The organism is Micromonospora sp. NPDC049801, from assembly GCF_040656575.1.
In the GTDB taxonomy this organism is placed as follows: Bacteria; Actinomycetota; Actinomycetes; order Mycobacteriales; family Micromonosporaceae; genus Micromonospora.
The window spans coordinates 317,412-336,077 of the sequence record NZ_JBFAMS010000003.1 but is presented as its reverse complement, the minus strand read 5'-3'; the positions used below and the strand labels follow the sequence as shown (position 1 = coordinate 336,077).

The 18,666-nt window shown below is 73.5% G+C and carries 18 protein-coding genes and 1 pseudogene; 14 read left to right on the top strand and 5 right to left on the bottom strand.

The genetic code is table 11. The features are described from left to right. Nucleotides 1-37: 37 nt before the first annotated feature. The gene (locus AB0I89_RS07310) at nucleotides 38-280 is read left to right on the top strand and encodes a preprotein translocase YidC (RefSeq protein ID WP_357121644.1); all 243 of its coding nucleotides are present in this window, start codon (nucleotides 38-40) and stop codon (nucleotides 278-280) included. On the opposite strand, the gene rnhA is transcribed toward AB0I89_RS07310, so the two are convergent. Beyond that, nucleotides 277-750 (bottom strand): ribonuclease HI, encoded by a 474-nt coding sequence (gene rnhA / locus AB0I89_RS07305; protein ID WP_357121641.1) that lies wholly within the window; start codon nucleotides 748-750, stop codon nucleotides 277-279. The two genes, AB0I89_RS07310 and rnhA, sit on opposite strands and share 4 nt — an antisense overlap. An 83-nt stretch (nucleotides 751-833) precedes the next feature. On the opposite strand from rnhA, the gene AB0I89_RS07300 reads away from it, so the two are divergent. Beyond that, nucleotides 834-1,562 carry a tyrosine-protein phosphatase gene (locus AB0I89_RS07300; protein ID WP_357121639.1) on the top strand — a complete coding sequence of 243 codons (729 nt, stop codon included), beginning with the start codon at nucleotides 834-836 and terminating at the stop codon, nucleotides 1,560-1,562. Between the two features lie 56 nt (nucleotides 1,563-1,618). Beyond that, nucleotides 1,619-2,728, top strand: a complete 1,110-nt coding sequence (locus tag AB0I89_RS07295) for a serine hydrolase domain-containing protein (protein WP_357121636.1) — start codon at nucleotides 1,619-1,621, stop codon at nucleotides 2,726-2,728. A gap of 10 nt (nucleotides 2,729-2,738) precedes the next feature. On the opposite strand, the gene AB0I89_RS07290 is transcribed toward AB0I89_RS07295, so the two are convergent. Next, entirely contained in the window at nucleotides 2,739-3,992 is a 1,254-nt protein-coding gene (locus AB0I89_RS07290; RefSeq protein ID WP_357121633.1) for a lycopene cyclase family protein, read from the bottom strand. 117 nt (nucleotides 3,993-4,109) lie between these two features. Between AB0I89_RS07290 and AB0I89_RS07285 the strand changes: the two genes are divergently transcribed. From AB0I89_RS07285 to AB0I89_RS07270, 4 genes are all read left to right on the top strand, one after another. Next, the gene (locus AB0I89_RS07285; RefSeq protein WP_357121630.1) at nucleotides 4,110-4,937 is read left to right on the top strand and encodes a metalloregulator ArsR/SmtB family transcription factor; all 828 of its coding nucleotides are present in this window, start codon (nucleotides 4,110-4,112) and stop codon (nucleotides 4,935-4,937) included. A gap of 334 nt (nucleotides 4,938-5,271) precedes the next feature. Next, nucleotides 5,272-5,766, top strand: coding sequence for a hypothetical protein (locus AB0I89_RS07280; protein ID WP_357121627.1), 495 nt, complete (start codon nucleotides 5,272-5,274; stop codon nucleotides 5,764-5,766). A gap of 88 nt (nucleotides 5,767-5,854) precedes the next feature. Further along, entirely contained in the window at nucleotides 5,855-6,466 is a 612-nt protein-coding gene (locus AB0I89_RS07275) for a class F sortase (protein ID WP_357121624.1), read from the top strand. 105 nt (nucleotides 6,467-6,571) lie between these two features. Next, entirely contained in the window at nucleotides 6,572-7,678 is a 1,107-nt protein-coding gene (locus AB0I89_RS07270) for a magnesium and cobalt transport protein CorA (RefSeq protein WP_357121621.1), read from the top strand. 89 nt (nucleotides 7,679-7,767) lie between these two features. Here AB0I89_RS07270 and AB0I89_RS07265 read toward each other — a convergent pair whose 3' ends face one another. Beyond that, entirely contained in the window at nucleotides 7,768-8,481 is a 714-nt protein-coding gene (locus tag AB0I89_RS07265; protein WP_357121618.1) for an MBL fold metallo-hydrolase, read from the bottom strand. A 97-nt stretch (nucleotides 8,482-8,578) separates the two neighbouring features. Between AB0I89_RS07265 and AB0I89_RS07260 the strand changes: the two genes are divergently transcribed. Next, entirely contained in the window at nucleotides 8,579-8,998 is a 420-nt protein-coding gene (locus tag AB0I89_RS07260) for a YchJ family metal-binding protein (protein WP_357121615.1), read from the top strand. 56 nt (nucleotides 8,999-9,054) lie between these two features. Here the strand turns inward: AB0I89_RS07260 and AB0I89_RS07255 are convergent, their stop codons facing one another. Together AB0I89_RS07255 and AB0I89_RS07250 are read right to left on the bottom strand one after the other, a co-directional pair. After that, entirely contained in the window at nucleotides 9,055-10,428 is a 1,374-nt protein-coding gene (locus tag AB0I89_RS07255) for an MFS transporter (protein WP_357121612.1), read from the bottom strand. 827 nt (nucleotides 10,429-11,255) lie between these two features. Further along, a pseudogene (locus AB0I89_RS07250) lies at nucleotides 11,256-11,978 on the bottom strand (hypothetical protein); the annotation flags it as partial. Nucleotides 11,979-12,151: 173 nt separating this feature from the next. Between AB0I89_RS07250 and AB0I89_RS07245 the strand changes: the two are divergent. From AB0I89_RS07245 to AB0I89_RS07220, 6 genes are all read left to right on the top strand, one after another. Next, nucleotides 12,152-13,282, top strand: coding sequence for an N-acetylmuramoyl-L-alanine amidase (locus AB0I89_RS07245; protein ID WP_357121609.1), 1,131 nt, complete (start codon nucleotides 12,152-12,154; stop codon nucleotides 13,280-13,282). 232 nt (nucleotides 13,283-13,514) lie between these two features. Next, nucleotides 13,515-15,089 (top strand): FMN-binding glutamate synthase family protein, encoded by a 1,575-nt coding sequence (locus AB0I89_RS07240; RefSeq protein ID WP_357121606.1) that lies wholly within the window; start codon nucleotides 13,515-13,517, stop codon nucleotides 15,087-15,089. A gap of 612 nt (nucleotides 15,090-15,701) precedes the next feature. Beyond that, nucleotides 15,702-16,415, top strand: a complete 714-nt coding sequence (locus AB0I89_RS07235) for a GNAT family N-acetyltransferase (RefSeq protein ID WP_357121602.1) — start codon at nucleotides 15,702-15,704, stop codon at nucleotides 16,413-16,415. Between the two features lie 90 nt (nucleotides 16,416-16,505). Continuing rightward, nucleotides 16,506-16,943 (top strand): VOC family protein, encoded by a 438-nt coding sequence (locus tag AB0I89_RS07230; RefSeq protein WP_357122181.1) that lies wholly within the window; start codon nucleotides 16,506-16,508, stop codon nucleotides 16,941-16,943. A gap of 57 nt (nucleotides 16,944-17,000) precedes the next feature. Continuing rightward, nucleotides 17,001-18,188, top strand: a complete 1,188-nt coding sequence (gene dinB / locus AB0I89_RS07225) for a DNA polymerase IV (RefSeq protein WP_357121599.1) — start codon at nucleotides 17,001-17,003, stop codon at nucleotides 18,186-18,188. 103 nt (nucleotides 18,189-18,291) lie between these two features. Then, nucleotides 18,292-18,648, top strand: a complete 357-nt coding sequence (locus tag AB0I89_RS07220; protein WP_357121596.1) for a hypothetical protein — start codon at nucleotides 18,292-18,294, stop codon at nucleotides 18,646-18,648. Nucleotides 18,649-18,666: the final 18 nt, after the last annotated feature.

The window sequence follows — 18,666 nt, the reverse complement described above, 5'->3', positions numbered from 1 at the left end:
ACCGCCGACGCGGACCGGCACCGACGGGAGGCACGGCGTGGGCTACCGAAAACGCGACGGTGAGCTGCCGGGCGACCCGCAGCACAGCGAGGACGAGGCCGGCCAGGTGCCGTTGGTGCAGGTCGAGACGGACACCGAGGTCCCCGCGCCGGCCGACACCGACGAGCGGCCGGACATCGTGACCGAGGGCGACAATTCGGGTGTTGCCGGGGGCTCGTCCGGCAGCAGCGGCGGCGGGTCGAGCATGCCGGGACACCCCGACGCGACCCGCCGGGGCTAGCGGCTCGCCAGCGCGGCGCGCGCCTCGGTCATGCCCTTGTTGGCCAGACCGTCCGCGCGCTCGTTCTCCGGGTGGCCGTTGTGCCCCTTGACCCACAGCCAGGTGACCTCGTGGCGCTCGCAGGCCGCCTCCAACCGCTGCCACAGGTCGGCGTTCTTCACCGGCTGCTTCGCGGCGGTCCGCCAGCCGTTGCGCTTCCACGACGCCAGCCAGCTCGTGATGCCGTTGCGCACGTACGTGCTGTCGGTGTGCAACTCGACGGTGATCGGCCGGTTCAGGCTCTCCAACGCCTGGATGGCCGCCATCAGCTCCATCCGGTTGTTGGTCGTCGGCGTGGCCTCGCCGCCGCACAGCTCGCGCTCGTGGTCGCCGTAGCGCAGCAGCGCCCCCCAGCCGCCCGGCCCGGGGTTGCCACTGCACGCCCCGTCGGTCCAGATCTGCACGCCCCTGCCGGCCGCCACGTCCACCATGGCAGGCAACCTACCGGGCGGCGACCGTGCGCCGGCCGTTCGGGGGCCGGCGCGGCGACATCGAAGGCACTAGGGTCGGCCGGATGGAGCGGCACGTGGCGTTCGACCGTCTGCACAACTTCCGCGATCTCGGCGGTTACCGCACCGACGACGGGCGTACGGTCCGCTGGCGGCTGCTCTACCGCTCGGACTCGCTGGGCAAGCTGGCGGGCGCCGACCTGGACCGTTTCCACGCCCTCGGCGTCGGCACGGTGATCGACCTGCGATATCCGTCGGAAATCGCCGCACGGGGTCGCGCGCCGCAGGTTGACGGGTTGGCCTGGCACAACCTCAGCGTGGAGCACCGCCCCTACAACCAGGCCACGATCGACCCGACGGTGGATCCGTGGCGCCACCTCGCCGACCGGTACGCCGAGGTCGCCGAGGACGGGGTCGCCGAGCTGCGCCAGGCGTTGGAGGTGATCGCCACCGCCGAGGCACCGCTGGTCTTCCACTGCGCGTCCGGCAAGGACCGCACCGGCCTGCTGGCCGCGCTGCTGCTCGCCCTGCTCGGCGTCGACGAGGAGCAGACCGCCGCCGACTTCGCGCTCACCGAGCTGGCCACCGCGCGCCTCATCGCCGACTGGAAGGCGCTGAACCCCGACCGTGAGCTGCTCTGGCCCGGGTACGGTCGCGCGCCCGAGGCCATCATCCGGCACTTCCTGGCCGATCTGACCGACGCGTACGGATCGGTTGTCGGTTACGCCACCGACCGGCTCGGCGTGGACGAGGCGTTGACCGCCCGGCTGCGTGACCGCCTCCTCACCGGGTAGGACGGTCGCCGAAAATCGCGCGCCGACCGTGGCCCGGTCTGTCAGAGTCGACCGTCGTGGACGGAAACTGGGACGGCCTGCGAGCCGACGTATTAAGCACGATCGACGAGCTGATTGCCGCCGGGCGGGAGTCCGGGGTGCAGGTCGCCGCTTACCTCGACGGCGAGCCGATCCTCGAGGTGCACGCCGGGGCCGCCGACCGGGCCACCGGCCGGGCACTCGCCGCCGACACCCCGATCTGGAGCGTGTCGACCGGCAAGGCCCTCACCGCCACCGTGGTGCACGTGCTGGTCGAGCGTGGCGAGCTGGACTACGACCTGCGGATCGTCGACGTGTGGCCGGAGTTCGGCCGGCACGGCAAGGACGGGGTCACCCTGCGGCACGCGCTCACCCACACCGCGGGTGTGCCCGCCCTGCCGGTGGACGTGACGCCGGAGGACTTCACCGACTGGGACCGGATGTGCGCGATCGTGGCCGACGCCGAACCGATCGCCGCGCCGGGCGCGGTGAAGGCGTACCACGCGTGGACGTTCGGCTGGCTGGTCGGTGAGGTGGTGCGCCGGGTGACGGGCCGGCGCGTCTCGGCGGTGCTCGCCGAGGACGTGGCCGGGCCGCTCGGCGTCGCGGACGAGCTGTACCTCGCGGTACCGGCCGCCGACCTGGACCGGCTGGCCCGGGTCGAGGACCGCAACCTGTCGGCGCTGTTCGACTTCGCGAGCGCCAACCTGCCGAACTTCGACCGGGTCGCCCCGCCCGGCGTCCGCCCAGGCGCGCAGGTCGGCGGCCGGGCCGACGTCCTCACCGCCGAGGTGCCGGCGACCGGCACCATGACCGCCCGCGCCGCAGCGCGGATGCTCGCCGCCCTGATCGGTGAGGTGGACGGCGTCCGGCTGATCTCGCCGACCCGGCTCCGGGCCGTGACGACGCCGGACGGGCCGCCCGGCCCGGAGTGGGTGTTCGGGCAGGAGACGACCTGGGGCCTCGGGTACGCGGTGGACGACGACGGCTCGTTCGGCGCGGCCGGCAGCGGCGGCAGCCTCGCGTACGCGTACCCGGAGCTGGGGTTGACGGTCGCGGCGACGAAGACCCTGCTGGGGGCCGGCGACGGTGACCCGATGGAGGACCTGCGGGTGCTGATTCGCGACGCGGTGTCGGCCCGACGCTGACCGGGTCGGGTCAGTTCTCCGGGTCGGGGACGGGTCGCTGCGGACCGCCCACCACGGCCGCCGGGATGGCCGGAGCCGGACGGGCGGGCCGCAGGCGGTCGCGTAGGCGTAGCGCGGCGTCGCCGGCCGTGGCGGCGATCATCGGCAGGAGCCGGGTCGAGTTCATGATCGCGATCTCCTCGGCCGGGGTGGTGACGCCGTCCAGGAAGCGCAGGACCCGCTCGGCCGGATTGCGGTCGAAGAGCCGGTCGAAGAAGTCGGGCCCGCCCACGCCACCGGAATCCAGCGCGCGCAGCGCCACCGCGTCCATCCAGCGGTGCCGGGCCGGATAGGCGGGGGCCGGCACCGGCGGCCGGCCGGCGGCGAGCGCGCGGGCCACCTGGTCGGCCTGGCGGTACATGGCGGAGAAGGTGAAGCCGGTGGAGGGCCGGGTCGCGCCACCGGCCGTGCCGAGACGTACGACGCGCGGGGAGGGCCGGGCCGGGAACGGCGCGTCGGTCATCGGGATCACCCCGTTCTCGACCTCGCGGACCCGCAGCCCGTCCGGGTCGAGCCCGAGCAGGTCGCGGTAGCCGGCCAGCGCCGTGTCATAGCCGGCGTCGGTGAGCAGGTCGGGCGAGAACTCGGTGTACTCGACGAGGGCGTACCGGTCGCTCACCGGGAGCACGTAGCCGAAGGAGACACCCCGGGCGGGCTGCGGGGTGCGGAAGTCCATGAGCACCGCCCGCCGCGGGTCGAACACCGGCCGGTCGGCCTCCAGCCACCAGCCACGGAAGTGCTGCAACCAGGTCGTCCGCCCGGCGCGGGCCGGTGGCCGGGGGCGGGAGTCGAGTGCCCAGCCGGCCCGGATCTCCCGCCCGTCGCCGGTGCGCACGACCACCCCGGTCCCGTCGTCGCGGACCACGTCGGCGGGTGCCGCGATCCGCGTCACGTCCAGCCGGCGCTCGGCCTCGGCAGCCCGGTCGTAGACCGGGCCGGAGCGCAGCATGGCGTACCGCAGGGGGGTCAGGTCCAGGACGCGACGCCGCGCGGGCGTAACCACCTCGACCTGGTGCCAGCTCGCGCTGAGCAGCGGGTCGAGGTCGAGGTCGGGGTGGCCCCAGAACGCCCAGGTGCGGTCCTGACCGCGCCGACGGACCGGGTCGACGACGGCGATCCGCGGGCCCCGGACGCCGTGCCGGTCCAGCGCGGCGAGCAGCAGCGAGGCGGCGCCCCCGCCGCCGAGCAGCGCGAGGTCGACGTCGAGCCGTGCGAAATCGGTCACCCGCCCCACGCTGCCACACGGTGCGATTCGACCACGCGCCGCCATCGCGTTGACACGCAACCATTTGGTTACCTATGGTGCACAGGTAACTGTTCGGTTCCCTGTCGAGGGAGAGTCGTGGACGACGCGTTCCGGGCCTTGGCCGACCCCAGCCGGCGTCGACTGCTGGACCGGCTCAACGACCGCAACGGCCAGACCCTGCGGGAGCTCTGCGAAGGGCTGTCCATGACCCGTCAGGCCGTCAGCAAACACCTGTCGGTGCTGGAGGCGGCCGACCTCGTAGCGACCGAACGACGCGGCCGCGAGAAGGTCCATTACCTCAACGCCGCTCCGATCAACGCGATCGCGGACCGCTGGCTCAGCCGCTACGACCGGGAGCGTGCCGCCGCGCTCGCCGACCTGACCACAGCATTGGAGCAACAGCCCATGGAGAGCCCTACGTTCGTCTACACCACGTATGTCGCCACCACGCCGCAACGTCTCTGGGCCGCGCTCACCGAACCGGCGTTCACCCGCCGTTACTGGGGCGGAGTCGCGCTGGTGTCCGACTGGACGGTCGGCGCGCCCGTGCTCTGGCAGGACGCGCCCGACGTCGAACCCCGGGATCTCGGCCAGCGCGTGTTGGTCGCCGAGCCCTACCGACGCCTCTCCTACAGTTGGCACGGCTTCCAGCCGGAACACGCCGAGCACTTCGGCTGGTCCCCCGAGGAGTTGGCCGTCCGACTGGGCGAGCGCCGATCGACGGTCACCTTCGAGATCGAGCCGCACGGGGAGTCGGCCGTCCGGTTGATCGTCCGCCACGACGGCTTCTCCCCGGACAGCGAGATGCACCGGGCCATCAGCGGCCAACTTGACGGCAGCGGCGGCTGGCCGGAGTTGCTGGCCAGCCTGAAGACCCTCGTTGAGACCGGCGAGCCGATCGCCGCGCCGACCCAGGCCGGCTGACGCCTCGCTGATCCAGGCCCCGCCCTCGCCGATCCACGCGCGCGCGATGAGGAGCATTGGCGCCGCCGGAGCCGATACCTCGCCATCGGCCCAGGGGTGACAGCCCGACCGCAGCGGACATCGACCGGAGCACCGACGCCGGTCGGTCCGTGCAGGCCCAAGGGCTGCTCTCCCCCGCCTTCGGGTGGACACGTGACGGCAACGAAGGTTTCTCATTTTCACCTGATCGGGGTCCCAACCCACCTAGTGTTGGGCACACCGGTGCTAGTCACGGAGTTGGCCACCCGAACGACGTCCCACGCAGTCAGCGGACGAAAAGTGAGGGAAGACGCGTATGAAGGTCTCAACAGCACTCTGCTCGGCGGCGCTCGGCGTGGGTCTCGGCACGCTCCTGCTGCCGGGCGCCGCACTGGCCGACACCGTCGTGTCACCGGCCACCACCCCGGTCGGAGGAACCGTCGTGCTCACCGCGACGACCTGCAACCCGAAGTCGGGTGACGTCATCTTCCGGGTCACCGGACCCAACCGCGACGAGAACGTCCGATCCACCACGGCCGCCGCGGGCGGCGGGCTCAGCGCCGAACTGTTCACCGCCGGGTTCACCCTCGGCACGTACACGGTGGCCGCGACCTGCGGCGACGGCAGCTCGGCGGGCAACGCCACCTTCGCCGTCACCCCGATCGGCGGCGCCCCGGCCGGCTCGGGCGGCGACAACCGGGACGGACGCGACGCGGGCGCGCTCGCCGCCGGAGGCACCCTGCTCGGCACGGCCGCCGCGGGCGCGGTGCTGCTGGTACGCCGACGCCGCCCGGTGTCGACCGTCGCCTGACCGGCGACCGCTCCATCCCAAGAGGTCGGGTGCCCGTGCCGGTACGACCGGCGCGGGCACCCCGACGAGCCCTTACGGAGGTGCGCACGTGTGGTGGCGGCGAAGCCTGCCGGCCGTGGTCGCCCTCCTCGGCGTCAGCGGGCTAGGGCTGATCACGGTTGGCCTCACCGCCGACCCGGAACGGCCACCCGGGCCGTCGGCTGACGCGCCGACCCGCACCCGTCCCGCACCGGACCTGGCGCCCCTCCCCCACGCAGCGCCCGTCCGGGTGCGGATCCCCGCCATCGACGTACGCGCCGAGATCGTCCCCGTCGGTGCTGACTCCGCCGGGGTGCTGGAGGTGCCGCCCCTGGACCGGCCGACCCTCGCCGGCTGGTACCGGTACGGAGTGAGCCCCGGCGAGACCGGCAACGCCGTCCTGGTGGGACACGTCGACTCCCCCGCCGGCCCGGCGGTCTTCTTCGACCTCGGACGCCTGCGCGCCGGCCAGGAGATCCAGGTCACCCGGGCCGACGCGCGGGTCGCCACGTTCACCGTGGACGGCGTCCACGCGTACCCGAAGGACCGCTTCCCCAGCGGCCTGGTCTACGGCCCGGCGGACGTCGCCGGACTGCGCCTGATCACCTGCGGCGGCCGGTTCGACGACGCGACCGGCAACTACGTGGACAACATCGTCGTCTTCGCCACCCGTACCGCCTGAGGTGAGCGCCCCACTGTCGGGGGCCGGACGCCGCTGGGCAGAATCCGGTGGCACCATGCCCTGCGAGCGCCGTGGCCGCGACGGTGCGCGGGGAGGGGGCGCGTCGTGGATCAGCGAGCGGTACGGGACCGGGCCGGTCGGGGCGTACGCGCCCTGGCCCGTCGACTGCTCGGCCGTCCCGGAGGCGAGACTCCCGCGCCCCGGCGGTCCAATCCGGACGCCGTGGTCGACTGCGCCGTGTACGTCAAGGGTCGCCGCGAGCCGGGCCGACCGCACTACGACGACGCGTACGCGAGCGCCCGGCGGAGCCGCGACGCCTTCGTGTGGCTCGGACTGCACGAGCCGGGGCCGGCGGTGCTCGCCGCGGTGGGGCGCACCTTCGGGTTGGACGAGCTGACCGTCGAGCAGGCGCTCGCCGACGGGCACCGGCCCACGGTGCAGCGGCACGGGCCGGTCACCCTGCTGGTGCTGCGGACCGCCGGGTACGTGGAGCACGCCGAGCTGACCGACACGTCCGAGGTGATCGACACCGGTGACGTGATGGTGCTGCTCGGTGACCGCTTCGCCGTGACCGTGCGGCACGGCGCGGCCGGGGCGCTGCGCGACGTCCGCGCCGACATCGAACGCCGGCCGGCGCTGCTGGCCGCCGGTCCCTGGGCGGTGGCGTACGCGGTCTGCGCCCGCATGGTCGACACGTACCTGGAGGTGGCCGGGCACGTGGAGCGCGATCTGGAACGCGTCGAGGAGGCGGTCTTCGCCCGCGAACGGTCGGCCGACATTCAGCACATCTACCAGCTCAAGCGGGAGGTCGTGGAGTTCAAGCGGGCGGTGCTTCCGCTCCAGACGCCCCTGCGGACACTGCTCGACCCGACCGGCGACGGACCGCCGCGCGCCCTGCACCGCTGGTTCGTGGACGTCGACGGCCGGCTGGCTCGGGCCGTGGACCGGGTGGCCGCGTACGACGATCTGCTCACCTCGATCGTGCAGTCCCGCCTGGCGCAGCTCGCCGTCGAGCAGAACAACGACATGCGAAAGATCGCCGCGTGGGCCGCGATCGCCGCCACGCAGACCGGCATCGCCGGCGTCTACGGCATGAACTTCGATCACATGCCCGAGCTGGCCTGGCGCTACGGTTACGCGGGCGCGCTGGCCCTGATGGCGGTGGCCGCGCTCGCCCTGCACCGCCTGTTCCGCCGCTCCGGCTGGCTCTGACCCCCTCCCCCGCGATCTTGCACTTTCGGTCGCCGACATACACCCTTTGCCGGCAATGCGGGGACAGCAAGTGCAAGATCGACGAGGGGTCAGGATCGGCGGCGGGCGAGGAAGGCGCGGATCCGTTCGCGGGGCCGGTCGGTCAGCTCCGGGCCGTGGGTGAACGCCGCGATGTCGTACTCCAACTCCCCGAAGACGTGGGCGGTCTGCCGCGTCATCCGGTAGTCGCTGCACAACAGCTTCGGGGCCCAGCGGACGCCGAGCACGTTGAACAGCGCGTCCCCGGTGATCAGCAGTCGGGTCGGCTCGTGCAGCAGTGACACGTGACCGGGCGAGTGCCCGGGGGTGTGCACCACCCGCAGGCCACCGCCGACGTCGAGCACGTCGCCGTCGGCGAGCGGCTGCGCCACCTGGACGGCCGGAAACCGGCCGCCGGCCATCCGGGTGAAGAACCGGCCGCCGGTCACCGCCGGGTCCACCGGTGGGTTGTGGCCGCCCTCGGCGTACGGGACGTCGGCGGCGTGCGCGGCGATCGGCGCGCCGGTACGGCGGGACATCTCGGCCGCCCCGCCCGCGTGGTCGGGGTGCGCGTGGGTGAGCACGATGCGGGTGACGTCCGCCGGCGTCTTGCCCATCGCGGCCAGCCCGCGCACGATCCGGGCCGGGGCCTTGGCCAGCCCGCAGTCGACGAGCGTCACGCTGCCGTCGTCGTCGACGAAGGCGTACGAGTTGACGGCCGAGCGCCCCACGGTGGGGATGCGCCAGACGTTCGGAGCGAGCGACACCGCCGGGGAACGCGTCATGTTGGGGATTCTAGGGGCGATCGTCGACCATCACTGTCCGTCGACGCGTGGGCGACCGGTTCTCGCGGCCGGCCGGCGGGTACGGCAGGATGGGCCGGTGGGCAGAGCGGGACGAGGCCGGCGGGCGGACGCGACGACCGGCGGGCGCTGCCCGTGCGGGTCCGGCGGGGCGTACGCCGACTGCTGCGCCCCCGTGCACGGCGGCACCGCCGAGGCGTCGACCGCCGAGGCGCTGATGCGCTCCCGGTTCAGCGCGTTCGCGCGGAACGACACCGGCTACCTGCTGCGCAGTTGGCACTCCGACACCCGGCCGGAACGGCTGGAACTGGACCCGGCACAGCGGTGGACCCGGCTGGAGATCGTCGAGACCGAGCGCGGTGGTCTGCTCGACGCCACCGGCACGGTCACGTTCCACGCCCACTACCGCGAGGCCGGTCGGCCGGGCACACTGACCGAACGCAGCCGCTTCGTCCGCGCGGACGGTCGCTGGGTCTACCTCGACGGCGAACTGTCCTGACGGCCCCGCCGACCTACGACGACGGCCGACGGCGGGACCGCCGCCGGGCCACGACCTCACCCCGGGCCGCGCGCACCGGCCGCGGCGACGTCGTCACGCACGGCCGCGGGGCGGCGTCGGCGACCCCGCACCACCAGCGCCACCACGAGGTACGCCCCGGCGGCCACCGCGAACGCGACCGCGTTGCCGGCCGCCGTGGCGACCAGCCCGTACCCGGCGTACGTCCCGATGATCAGCACGTCGGTGAGCATCCCGGCCAGTGAGGTGACGGTGGCGCGGCTGCCGCCGGTGATCCGGGCCTGTAGTCGCGCGTCGGCCAGGACAGTCGCCAGTTGCGCGGCCGCGAACGCCACCGCGAGCAGCACGAAACCGGCCGGGTGCCGGACGAGTGCGCCCCCGGCCAGCGCCAGCGCGACGAGCCCCAGCAGCGCGGCGTAGCCCCGACGGCCGAGCCGTTCGCCCACCGGGGCGAGCAGCCCGCCCACGGTCACGCCGGCCCACAGCAACAGGAGCAGCAGCGGCACCGCCCGCGCGTCAGCGCCGGTGTCCAGGGCCAGCAGCGGCGTGTACTCGTCCAGCGCTCCCCAGTCGGCGGCCACCACGGCGACCAGCAGCACGGCGGCCCGCACGGGTGGCCGCGTACGGACCTGCCGCACACCGGCCCGCAGCGTCCCGGTCCAGGTCAGCTCGTCGTCGTGGTCGTCCGGACCGGACGCCACGACCGGCGGCGCGTCGTCGTCCGGGGTGACGAGCGGTGGCGGGGCGACGGGCGGTGGCGGGGCGATGGGCGGTGGCAGGGCGACGGAGGGTGGCGCGACAGGCGGCGGTGGCGCGTCCGGCGGCGGGCGGTGCTCGGGGAACCGGGTGGCGACGGTCGCGGCGAGCAGGCAGGCGAGCACGCTGCCCGCGCCGACCGCCGGGTACCCACCGGCGGCGAACACCGGGCCGGCGAGCACCCCCGTGACCACCACGCCCAGGACGCCCGCGGTGCGCGCGCGGCCGAGCACGCGGGCGTACCGGTCGCTCGCGTCGAGGCGGGCCAACTCGGTCCAGACCAGTGCCTCCAGCGCGCCGGAGACCAACGCGCCGCCGGCGCCCCAGAGCAGGAAACCGACCGCGAAGGCCGGGTACGACGGGAGCAGCACCCAGAGCGCGTAGCCGGCGGCGGTCACCAGCGGGGCGAGGCACAGCAGCAGCCGGCGGGAGACCACGTCGGCCCACGCGCCGGACGGCACCTCGAAGAGGATTCCGGCGCCCGACCAGATGACGAACAGCGACGAGATCTGCCCCACCGACAGGCCGGTGTCGGCGAAGAGCACCACGTACAGCGGGTAGAGCAGGACGAGGTCGCTGAGGAACGCGTACCCGTAGAGGGTCGCCGAGAGGCGGCGCACCGCCGGGTCGGGCACGCGCGCGGCGAGATGGTTCATGGGGGCCTTCCCGTGGGAGTGGACGCGGACACCGGACGTGCGGTGTCCGCGGTGGCCCACGGGTGTGGCCTACGGGGCGGGATCAATGTCGCCAGGTCATGTCGGCGATGGTAGACCGGCCGCGCCGACCCCGGCCAGGCTTCTCGACGGGCCGAGCGAGACGGGAGCGGGGCGGAATCCCGGTGGATTCCGCCCCGCTGGCCCGCCGCTCGGCCCGACCCGGCTCAGCGCCGGTCGGGATCCACGGGCGGGATGACCGTCGTGGTCTCGCTGTCGTCGCCGGTGCGCTGCCCGGGGACCGCACCGCCGCTGATCACCTGGGTCGTGTCGGCCTCCCGGCCGGGGCCCACCACCTGCGTCGTGTCATCGGTCGACGGCCGCACCTGCGTGGCGTCCGCGTCCGACGGCCGGGTGACCACCTGCGTGACCTCGGGATCGGACTGACGAGGGGTCACCTGCGTGGCGTCCGCGTCGGACGGCCGGGTCACGATCTGCGTGGCGTCCGCGTCCGACGGGCGGGTCACGATCTGCGTGGCGTCCGCGTCCGACGGGCGGGTCACGATCTGCGTGCTGTCCGCGTCCGACGGCCGGGTCACCATCTGCGTGGCGTCGGGGTCGGCGGGTCGGGTCGTCACCTGCGTGACGTCGGCATCCGACGGGAGGGTGGTCCCCGACGTGCGGTCCGCCTCGAAGGGGCGGCCGACGGCCGGCGTGCGGTCCGCGTCGGCGCGGGCGGCGGTCGAGCGGTCCGCTTCGGCCTCGACACGAGCGGCTTCGGCACGGGCCTCTGCCGCGCGAGCCTCCTCGACACGAGCGGCTTCGGCGCGGGCGGCTTCGGCTTCGGCCTCGGCGCGGGAGGCACGGTAGGCGCGGGTGTACGTGGCGATCAGCTGCGACTCCTGCTCGGCGCGGGTCAGCCACGACTCCCAGCGGCTCTGCATCGGACGGATGAGGCCACCACCGACTCCGACCACGAGGATGCCGCCGACGGTGGCCAGCACGGCGATCAGCACCGGGGTGGTGACCGCGGTGGCCACGCCGATCTGGTTCAACGCGGCGATGACGCCCAGGCCGAGGATGAACACCGAGGCGATGCCCGCCAGGGCCCGGCCGTACGACAGCCCGCCGAGCGCGCCGCCGATGATGTCCTTGACGGCGTTGGCGATGGCGGCGGCGACCACGACGATGACGATCGCGACGAAGGCGCGGGGCAACCACGCGACCACGGCGGTGATGAGGTCGGAGATCGGGTTGGGGCCCCAGATGCCGAAGGCCAGCTGGAGGGTGAGCAGCAGCACCGCGTAGTACACGAGCTTCGCGACGATGTCGCTGGCGTCGTACCGGGATCGGTTGAGCGCCCGACGGATGCCGCCGCGCTCGACGGCGCGGTCGAAGCCGACCCGCTCGAGGATCTTCTCCACGATCTTCAACACGGCCTTGGCGATCAGCCATCCGGCCACCAGGATCGCCACGAAGGCGACGGCCTTGGGCAGGAAGAGCATCACCGAGCGGAGGGCGTCGCCCACCGCGTCGCTGACGTTGTCACTCATCTGGTCATTCCTTAGGGGCAGCGGGGATAGTCCGCCCCACCTACCCCCACCAGCCCGCAGGGAAACGCCGCCGACCCCTGGCGCGCCGGCGGGTCTGGCAATATTCTCCGTGTTGCGTGCGGCCACTGGAGCTACTTTTCATCCCCCCGCCGTCGGCCGCAGGAGGAGCTGTCATGCACGTCGAGCATTCCGAAGTGGACCGCCGGACACTGCTGCGCGCCGGTCTCGGCGCGGCCGCGGTCGCCGTCGTCGGAAGTGAACTCGCCTTCTCGGGCGCGGCGCAGGCCGCCCCCGGCACGGACCTGGACTGGATCATCAGCTGCGACGAGTGGGGCGCCCGCCCACCGGCGGACCCGCTGTCGGTCAGCGCCATCGCCACCAACAAGATCATCGTGCATCACATGGCATTCCCGAACGTCACCGACTACTCCCGCGAGCAGGCGGTCAAGCTGGCCCACGACTGCCAGGACCTGCACATGGACGGCAACGGCTGGTCGGACACCGGTCAGCACTTCACGGTGAGCCGGGGCGGCTACGTACTGGAGGGCCGCCGGGGCAGCCTGGAACGCCTCGAAGCCGGCGACCGCCAGATGATCGCGGCGCACTGCCCGGGTGAGAACGGCCGGGCCATCGGCATCGAGAACGAGGGCACCTACGTCACCGAGACGCCACCGGAGGCGCTCACCGACTCGCTGGTCAAGCTCTGCGTCGCGATCAGCCGGCAGTACGGGCTGCACGCGTACGACATCTTCGGCCACTGGGACTTCCGCACGACCGATTGCCCGGGCGCGGCCTTCTACCGGCAGTTCCCCGAGCTGCGGCGGCGCGTGCACGCCGCCCTCGGCACCTCGCTCGGTGACGTGCCGGCCCGTCGCTGGCCCGACCTGTGGCGGTTCGTCAACTCGCCGTCGGTCCGGGTGGTGCAGCACCTGCTGGCCTTCCGGGGCTACGCCGTGACGGTCAGCGGCACGTTCGACGCCGCGACCGTGGCCGCCGTGCAGGACTGGCAGGCCCGCAACGGCATCCCGGTGGACGTGGACGCCACGCTGACCACGGCGACCTGGGAGACGCTGGCGCCCGAGTTGGACCAGCACGCGAGCGGAGCGCCGGTCACCGCGGTGCAGGAGATCCTGGCCAAGAAGGGGTACGCGGTCACCGTCACCGGGGCCTACGACCATGCCACCCGCAAGGCGGTGCAGGACCTTCAGGCGCTGCACGGCCTGCCCCGCAACGGCAAGCTCAGCACCAGCACGTGGTGCACGATCGTCGGCGGGTCCGTCCGCGAGTCGTTCCGGCACCGCTGAGCCACCGGGTGCGGTGCGGGTCGAACCCGCACCGCACCGGGCCCATCACCAGCGCGAAGCCGCGCGCCTCGTTGTCGGCCCTCCGTCGGCCTGCGACGATGCGGCATCGGCTGGCTGGCTAGCTGGCTGGCTGGCTGGCTGGCTGGTCAACATCTCCCAGCCCGGGTCCTGACCAGCGCGTCGGCGCGACCGGTCGGTTTGGCCGGCGGTGCGGGCGGAAAGAGTGCTGGGCATGACTTGGGCCCGTCGAGCCGTACCCGCGGTCGCCGCCGCCGTCGCGGCGCTCGCCGCGAGGGATCTGATCCAGCGCGACCACGCGCTGCTGCGCAACTTCCCGGTGCTGGGCCGCGCCCGGTACCTGCTGGAGGCGATCGGGCCGGAGCTTCGGCAGTACATCGTGGCGGGCAACGACGAGGAACGGCCGTTCACCCGGGACCAGCGCCGGTGGGTGTACGCGTCCGCCAAGCAGGAGAACAACTACTTCGGCTTCGGTACGGACAACAACATCGAGTTCACGCCCGGGTACCCGATCATCAAGCACCGCACGTTCGGCCGGGCCGTGCCACCGTCGTCGCCGACGGCCGGGCACGACGTCCGACTGCCGTGCGCGAAGGTGCTCGGCGCGGCCCGGGGTCGAGCGCGCGCCTTCCGGCCAGGGTCGGTGGTCAACATCTCCGGAATGAGCTTCGGCTCGCTCTCCGGCAACGCCATCACCGCGTTGAACAAGGGCGCCGCCCTCGCCGGATGTCTGCAGAACACCGGCGAGGGTGGCCTGTCGCCGTACCACCGCAACGGCGGTGAGCTGGTCTTCCAGCTCGGTACGGCGTACTTCGGCTGCCGCGATGAACACGGCCGGTTCAGTCTGGACCGGCTCAAGGACCTCGTCGCCGGTGCTCCCGTGCGCGCCTTGGAGATCAAGCTGAGCCAGGGGGCGAAGCCGAGCCTCGGCGGCCTGCTCCCCGGAGCGAAGGTGTCCGCCGAGATCGCCGCGACCCGGGGCATCCCGGCCGGGCGGGACTGCGTGAGCCCGTCGCGGCACGCCGAGTTCTCCGACTGCGACAGCCTGCTGGACTGGGTGGAGCTGCTGGCCGCCGAGACGGGCCTGCCGGTGGGCATCAAGTCTGCGGTCGGCGACCTGAGCTTCTGGCAGGAGCTGGCCGGCCTGATGCGCGACACGGGCCGGGGCGTCGACTTCGTGACGGTCGACGGCGGCGAGGGCGGCACCGGCGCCGCGCCGCTGATCTTCACCGATTCGGTGTCGCTCCCGTTCCAACAGGGCTTCTCCCGGGTCTACAAGGTCTTCGCGGAACACGACCTGCACGAGCGGGTGGTGTTCATCGGCAGCGGCAAGCTCGGCCTGCCGGACAACGCCGTGGTGGCGTTCGCACTCGGCTGCGACATGGTCAACGTGGGCCGCGAGGCGATGCTGTCGATCGGCTGCATCCAGGCGCAGAAGTGCCACACCGACACATGCCCCACCGGGGTGGCGACACAGAACGCGTGGCTGGCCCGAGGCCTCGACCCGACGCTCAAATCCGTCCGGGCGGCCAACTACCTGGCGACGTTGCGCCGGGACCTGACCAAGGTCGCCGAGGCCTGCGGCGTGGAACACCCCGGCCTGATCGGCACGGACGCCGTGGAGATCCTGGACGGCCGCACCGGCTCCACCCCACTGCACGAGGTGTACGGGTACCGCCCGCACTGGGGCCTGCCCTCCGCTGCCGACCAGAAAGAGATCATCCGGCTGATGATCCCGGAGGCGCCCCAGGGCGGCAGCGCCCCGCCGTCACCCACCGCCGTCGGCTGATCCCGCCCACCGACCCACCGACCCGCCGCCCACGGGGCCCACCGCCCGCCGCCCGCCGCCCACGGGGCCCACCGCCAATCTGCCTACGGCCCACCGGCCCGCCGCTTACCGCGCCGCCGGCCCGCCGCCCACCGCGCCGCCGCGCCGCCGCCCGCCGCCAACCACCAACCACCAACCACCAACCACCAACCACCAACCACCAACCACCAACGGGCCTACCGCCCCACCGGCCCGCCGCCTACCGCCCCACCGGCCCGCCGCCTACCGCCCCACCGGCCCGCCGCCTACCGGCCCGCCGGCCCGCCGCCAACCTGCCTACCGCCCCAACCGGCCCACCGGGCCACCGGGCCACCGGGCCGCCGCCAACCGCCGCCGGGCCTACCGCCCCACCGGCCCGCGCCCCACCGGCCCGCCGCCCGAAGAGCGTGATGCCTGTGAGTCATCTTGATGACTCACAGGCATCACGCTTCTTGTGGTGCTTCCGCCCCGAGGCCTCTGCGGTGCCATCCGACACCCCCCAAGAAGCGGGTCCGCCAGAGTCTCCTTCGGCGTCATCCGGCGCCGCGCGAATAACTCGTGGAGTCGTGTTCCCGGCCGACCTATGGTGGCGCGGTGCTGATCCGACGTGAGACCCCCGCCGATATCGACGCCATCCGGGCCGTGCACGCCGCGGCCTTCGCCGCCGCCGACCACGGCCCTGCCGACAATCCGGAGCACGGGCCGCAGCACGATCCGGGCCACCGGCCGGACCACGATCCGGGCCACGGGCCGGACCACGATCCGGACCACGATCCGGGCCACGGGCCGGACCACGATCCGGACCACGATCCGGAGCACGGGCCCAGCACGGACACCGCCACCAGGAGCACCGACGGCGGTGGCGAGTGTCGCCTGCCGGTTGAGGCGACGCTCGTGGACGCGTTGCGCGTCGACGACGGGTGGCTGCCCGCGTACTCCCTGGTGGCGGTCGATACGGACGGCCTGGTGGTGGGTCACGTGGTGGCCACGCGGGCCCGCGTGGCCGGTGCGCCGGTGGCGTTGGGCCTCGGGCCGCTCGGCGTGCTGCCCGGCTGGCAGCGACGCGGGGTCGGCAGCGCCCTGATGCACGCGGTCCTGGGCGCGGCCGACGCCCGAGACGAGGCGCTCGTGGTGCTCCTCGGGCACCCCGAGTACTACCCGCGTTTCGGGTTCCGGCCGGCCGTCGATCTGGGCGTCACCCCGCCGCAGCCGTGGGGCCCGCAGTACTTCATGGCCCGACCGCTGACCGCCTGGCACGGATCGATCCGGGGCGAATTCCGCTACGCCCGCCCCTTCGACGACCTGTGACCGGACCGCACCCGCTGTCGCACCGATCCTGTCGGTCCGTCGCGAGAGGATGGCGACATGACCGACCGGACCGGAAACGAGGATGCTGCCATGGCCCGTGAAGTGCAGATAACGTTCGACGCTGCCGATCCTGCCGCCCTGTCGGCGTTCTGGGCCGACACCCTCGGCTACGAGTTGCAGGGCCCGCCCGGGGGCTTCGACTCGTGGGAGGCCGCGTTGGACGCGATGGGCGTGCCGCCGGAGCGACGCAACGACGCGTCGGCGGTGGTCGACCCCACGGGGGCGGGGCCACGGCTGTTCTTCCAGCGGGTGCCGGAGGGCAAGCAGGCCAAGAATCGCGTCCACCTCGATGTGCGGGCCGCGCCGGGGCTGACGGGTGACGACCGGATGGCGGCCCTGGAGGCGGAGGCCGACCGGCTCACCGCTCGGGGTGCCAGACGGCTCGCCCGACACGAGCCCGCTCCCCCGCTCGGCGCCGGTCACATCGTCATGGCAGACCCGGAGGGCAACGAGTTCTGCCTCGACTGAGCGGGCGTTCTCCCAGCTCACTGCCGCGACGACCGGCCGTCATGCGAACATGTGTACGTGTCGCACGACGCCCACATCCTGCACGCCGACCTGGACGCCTTCTACGCGTCGGTCGAGCAGCGTGACGACCCGCGCCTGCGCGGACGGCCGGTGATCGTCGGCGGCGGCGTGGTGCTGGCCGCCAGCTACGAGGCGAAGGCGCGGGGTGTGCGCAGCGCGATGGGGGGTCAGCAGGCACGACGGCTCTGCCCGGACGCGATCGTGGTGCCGCCCCGGATGTCGGCGTACACGCAGGCCAGCCGGGCGGTGTTCGAGATCTTCCGCCAGACCACGCCGCTGGTCGAAGGGCTCTCCATCGACGAGGCGTTCCTCGACGTGGGCGGGCTGCGCCGGCTGGTCGGCACGCCGGCCGACATCGCCCAGCGGCTGCGCCGGGAGGTCCGCGACCGGGTCGGCCTGCCGATCACGGTGGGTGTGGCCCGGACGAAGTTCCTGGCGAAGGTGGCCAGCGCGGTGGCGAAGCCGGACGGGCTGCTGGTTGTCGCCCCCGACGCCGAGACGGCGTTCCTGCATCCACTGCCGGTGGAACGGCTCTGGGGCGTCGGTCCGGTCACCGCCGCGAAGCTGCGGGAACGCCGGATCCGTACCGTCGCGGACGTGGCCCGGCTCGGCGAGGCCGCGCTGGTGTCCCTGCTCGGGGCCGGCGCCGGCCGGCACCTGCACGCTCTCGCCCACAACCGCGACCCCCGGGCGGTGCAGGTGGGCCGCCGGCGGGGCTCGATGGGCGCGCAGCACGCGTTGGGGCGTACCCCACCTGCGCCGGAGGAACTGGACGCCATCCTCGCCGGTCTGGTCGACCGGGTCACCCGACGGATGCGGGCGGCCGGACGGTCCGGACGCACCATGGTGTTGCGACTCCGCTTCGGCGACTACACCCGCGCCACCCGCTCGCACACCGTGCCCAAGGCGACCGCCGACACCACCGCACTGCTCGCCGCCGCCCGGACACTGCTGCGGGCCGCCCTACCGGAGATCGACCGGCGCGGGGTCACCCTGCTCGGCGTCTCGGTCGGCAACCTGGACGACAACCCGGTGCAGCCGGAGCTGCCGTTCCAAGCCAACACCGGGGCCGACCTGGACGCCGCCGTGGACGCGGTCCGCGACCGCTTCGGCTCGACGGCGCTCACCCGGGCGGCGCTGCTCGGCCGCGCTCCCGGTGTCGAGATGCCGCTATTGCCGGACTAGAGCGCCCCGGTTGCTGCGACCGGAGACACATCACAGCAGGTCGGCGGTTTAGCCGGCCGCACACAGGTGAAGTCTTGAGGGGAAAGCCTGACGAGGGGGGCCCATGTCCGACGAGACCAGCAACCGACCGAGCCGTCGTGCCGAACGTCCGGGCGACGTGACCGACCCGCTGCTCTGGCAGCTCGCGGTCGACGTGCTCGAGGCCCACGAGGCCGACGACGAGGGTCGCTGCCGCAACCTCCAGTGCGCCGGCCAGTCCTGGCCGTGTGCGGCGCGTACGACCGCCGAGCAGTCGTTGCGACTGGCCCGCAGCACCCCCGACTCGGTCGAGACGGCCATCGACGGTGGCGGGGGCGGCACCGGCTGGACGGCCGAGGCCGCCGCGCCGGCGCAGCGCTGGGGCTGGAACGGCGACGTGATGGCCCGCCGCGAGGCGAGGTCGGCCGCCTCGGCGGCGTGACCCGTCCCGCGAGGACAG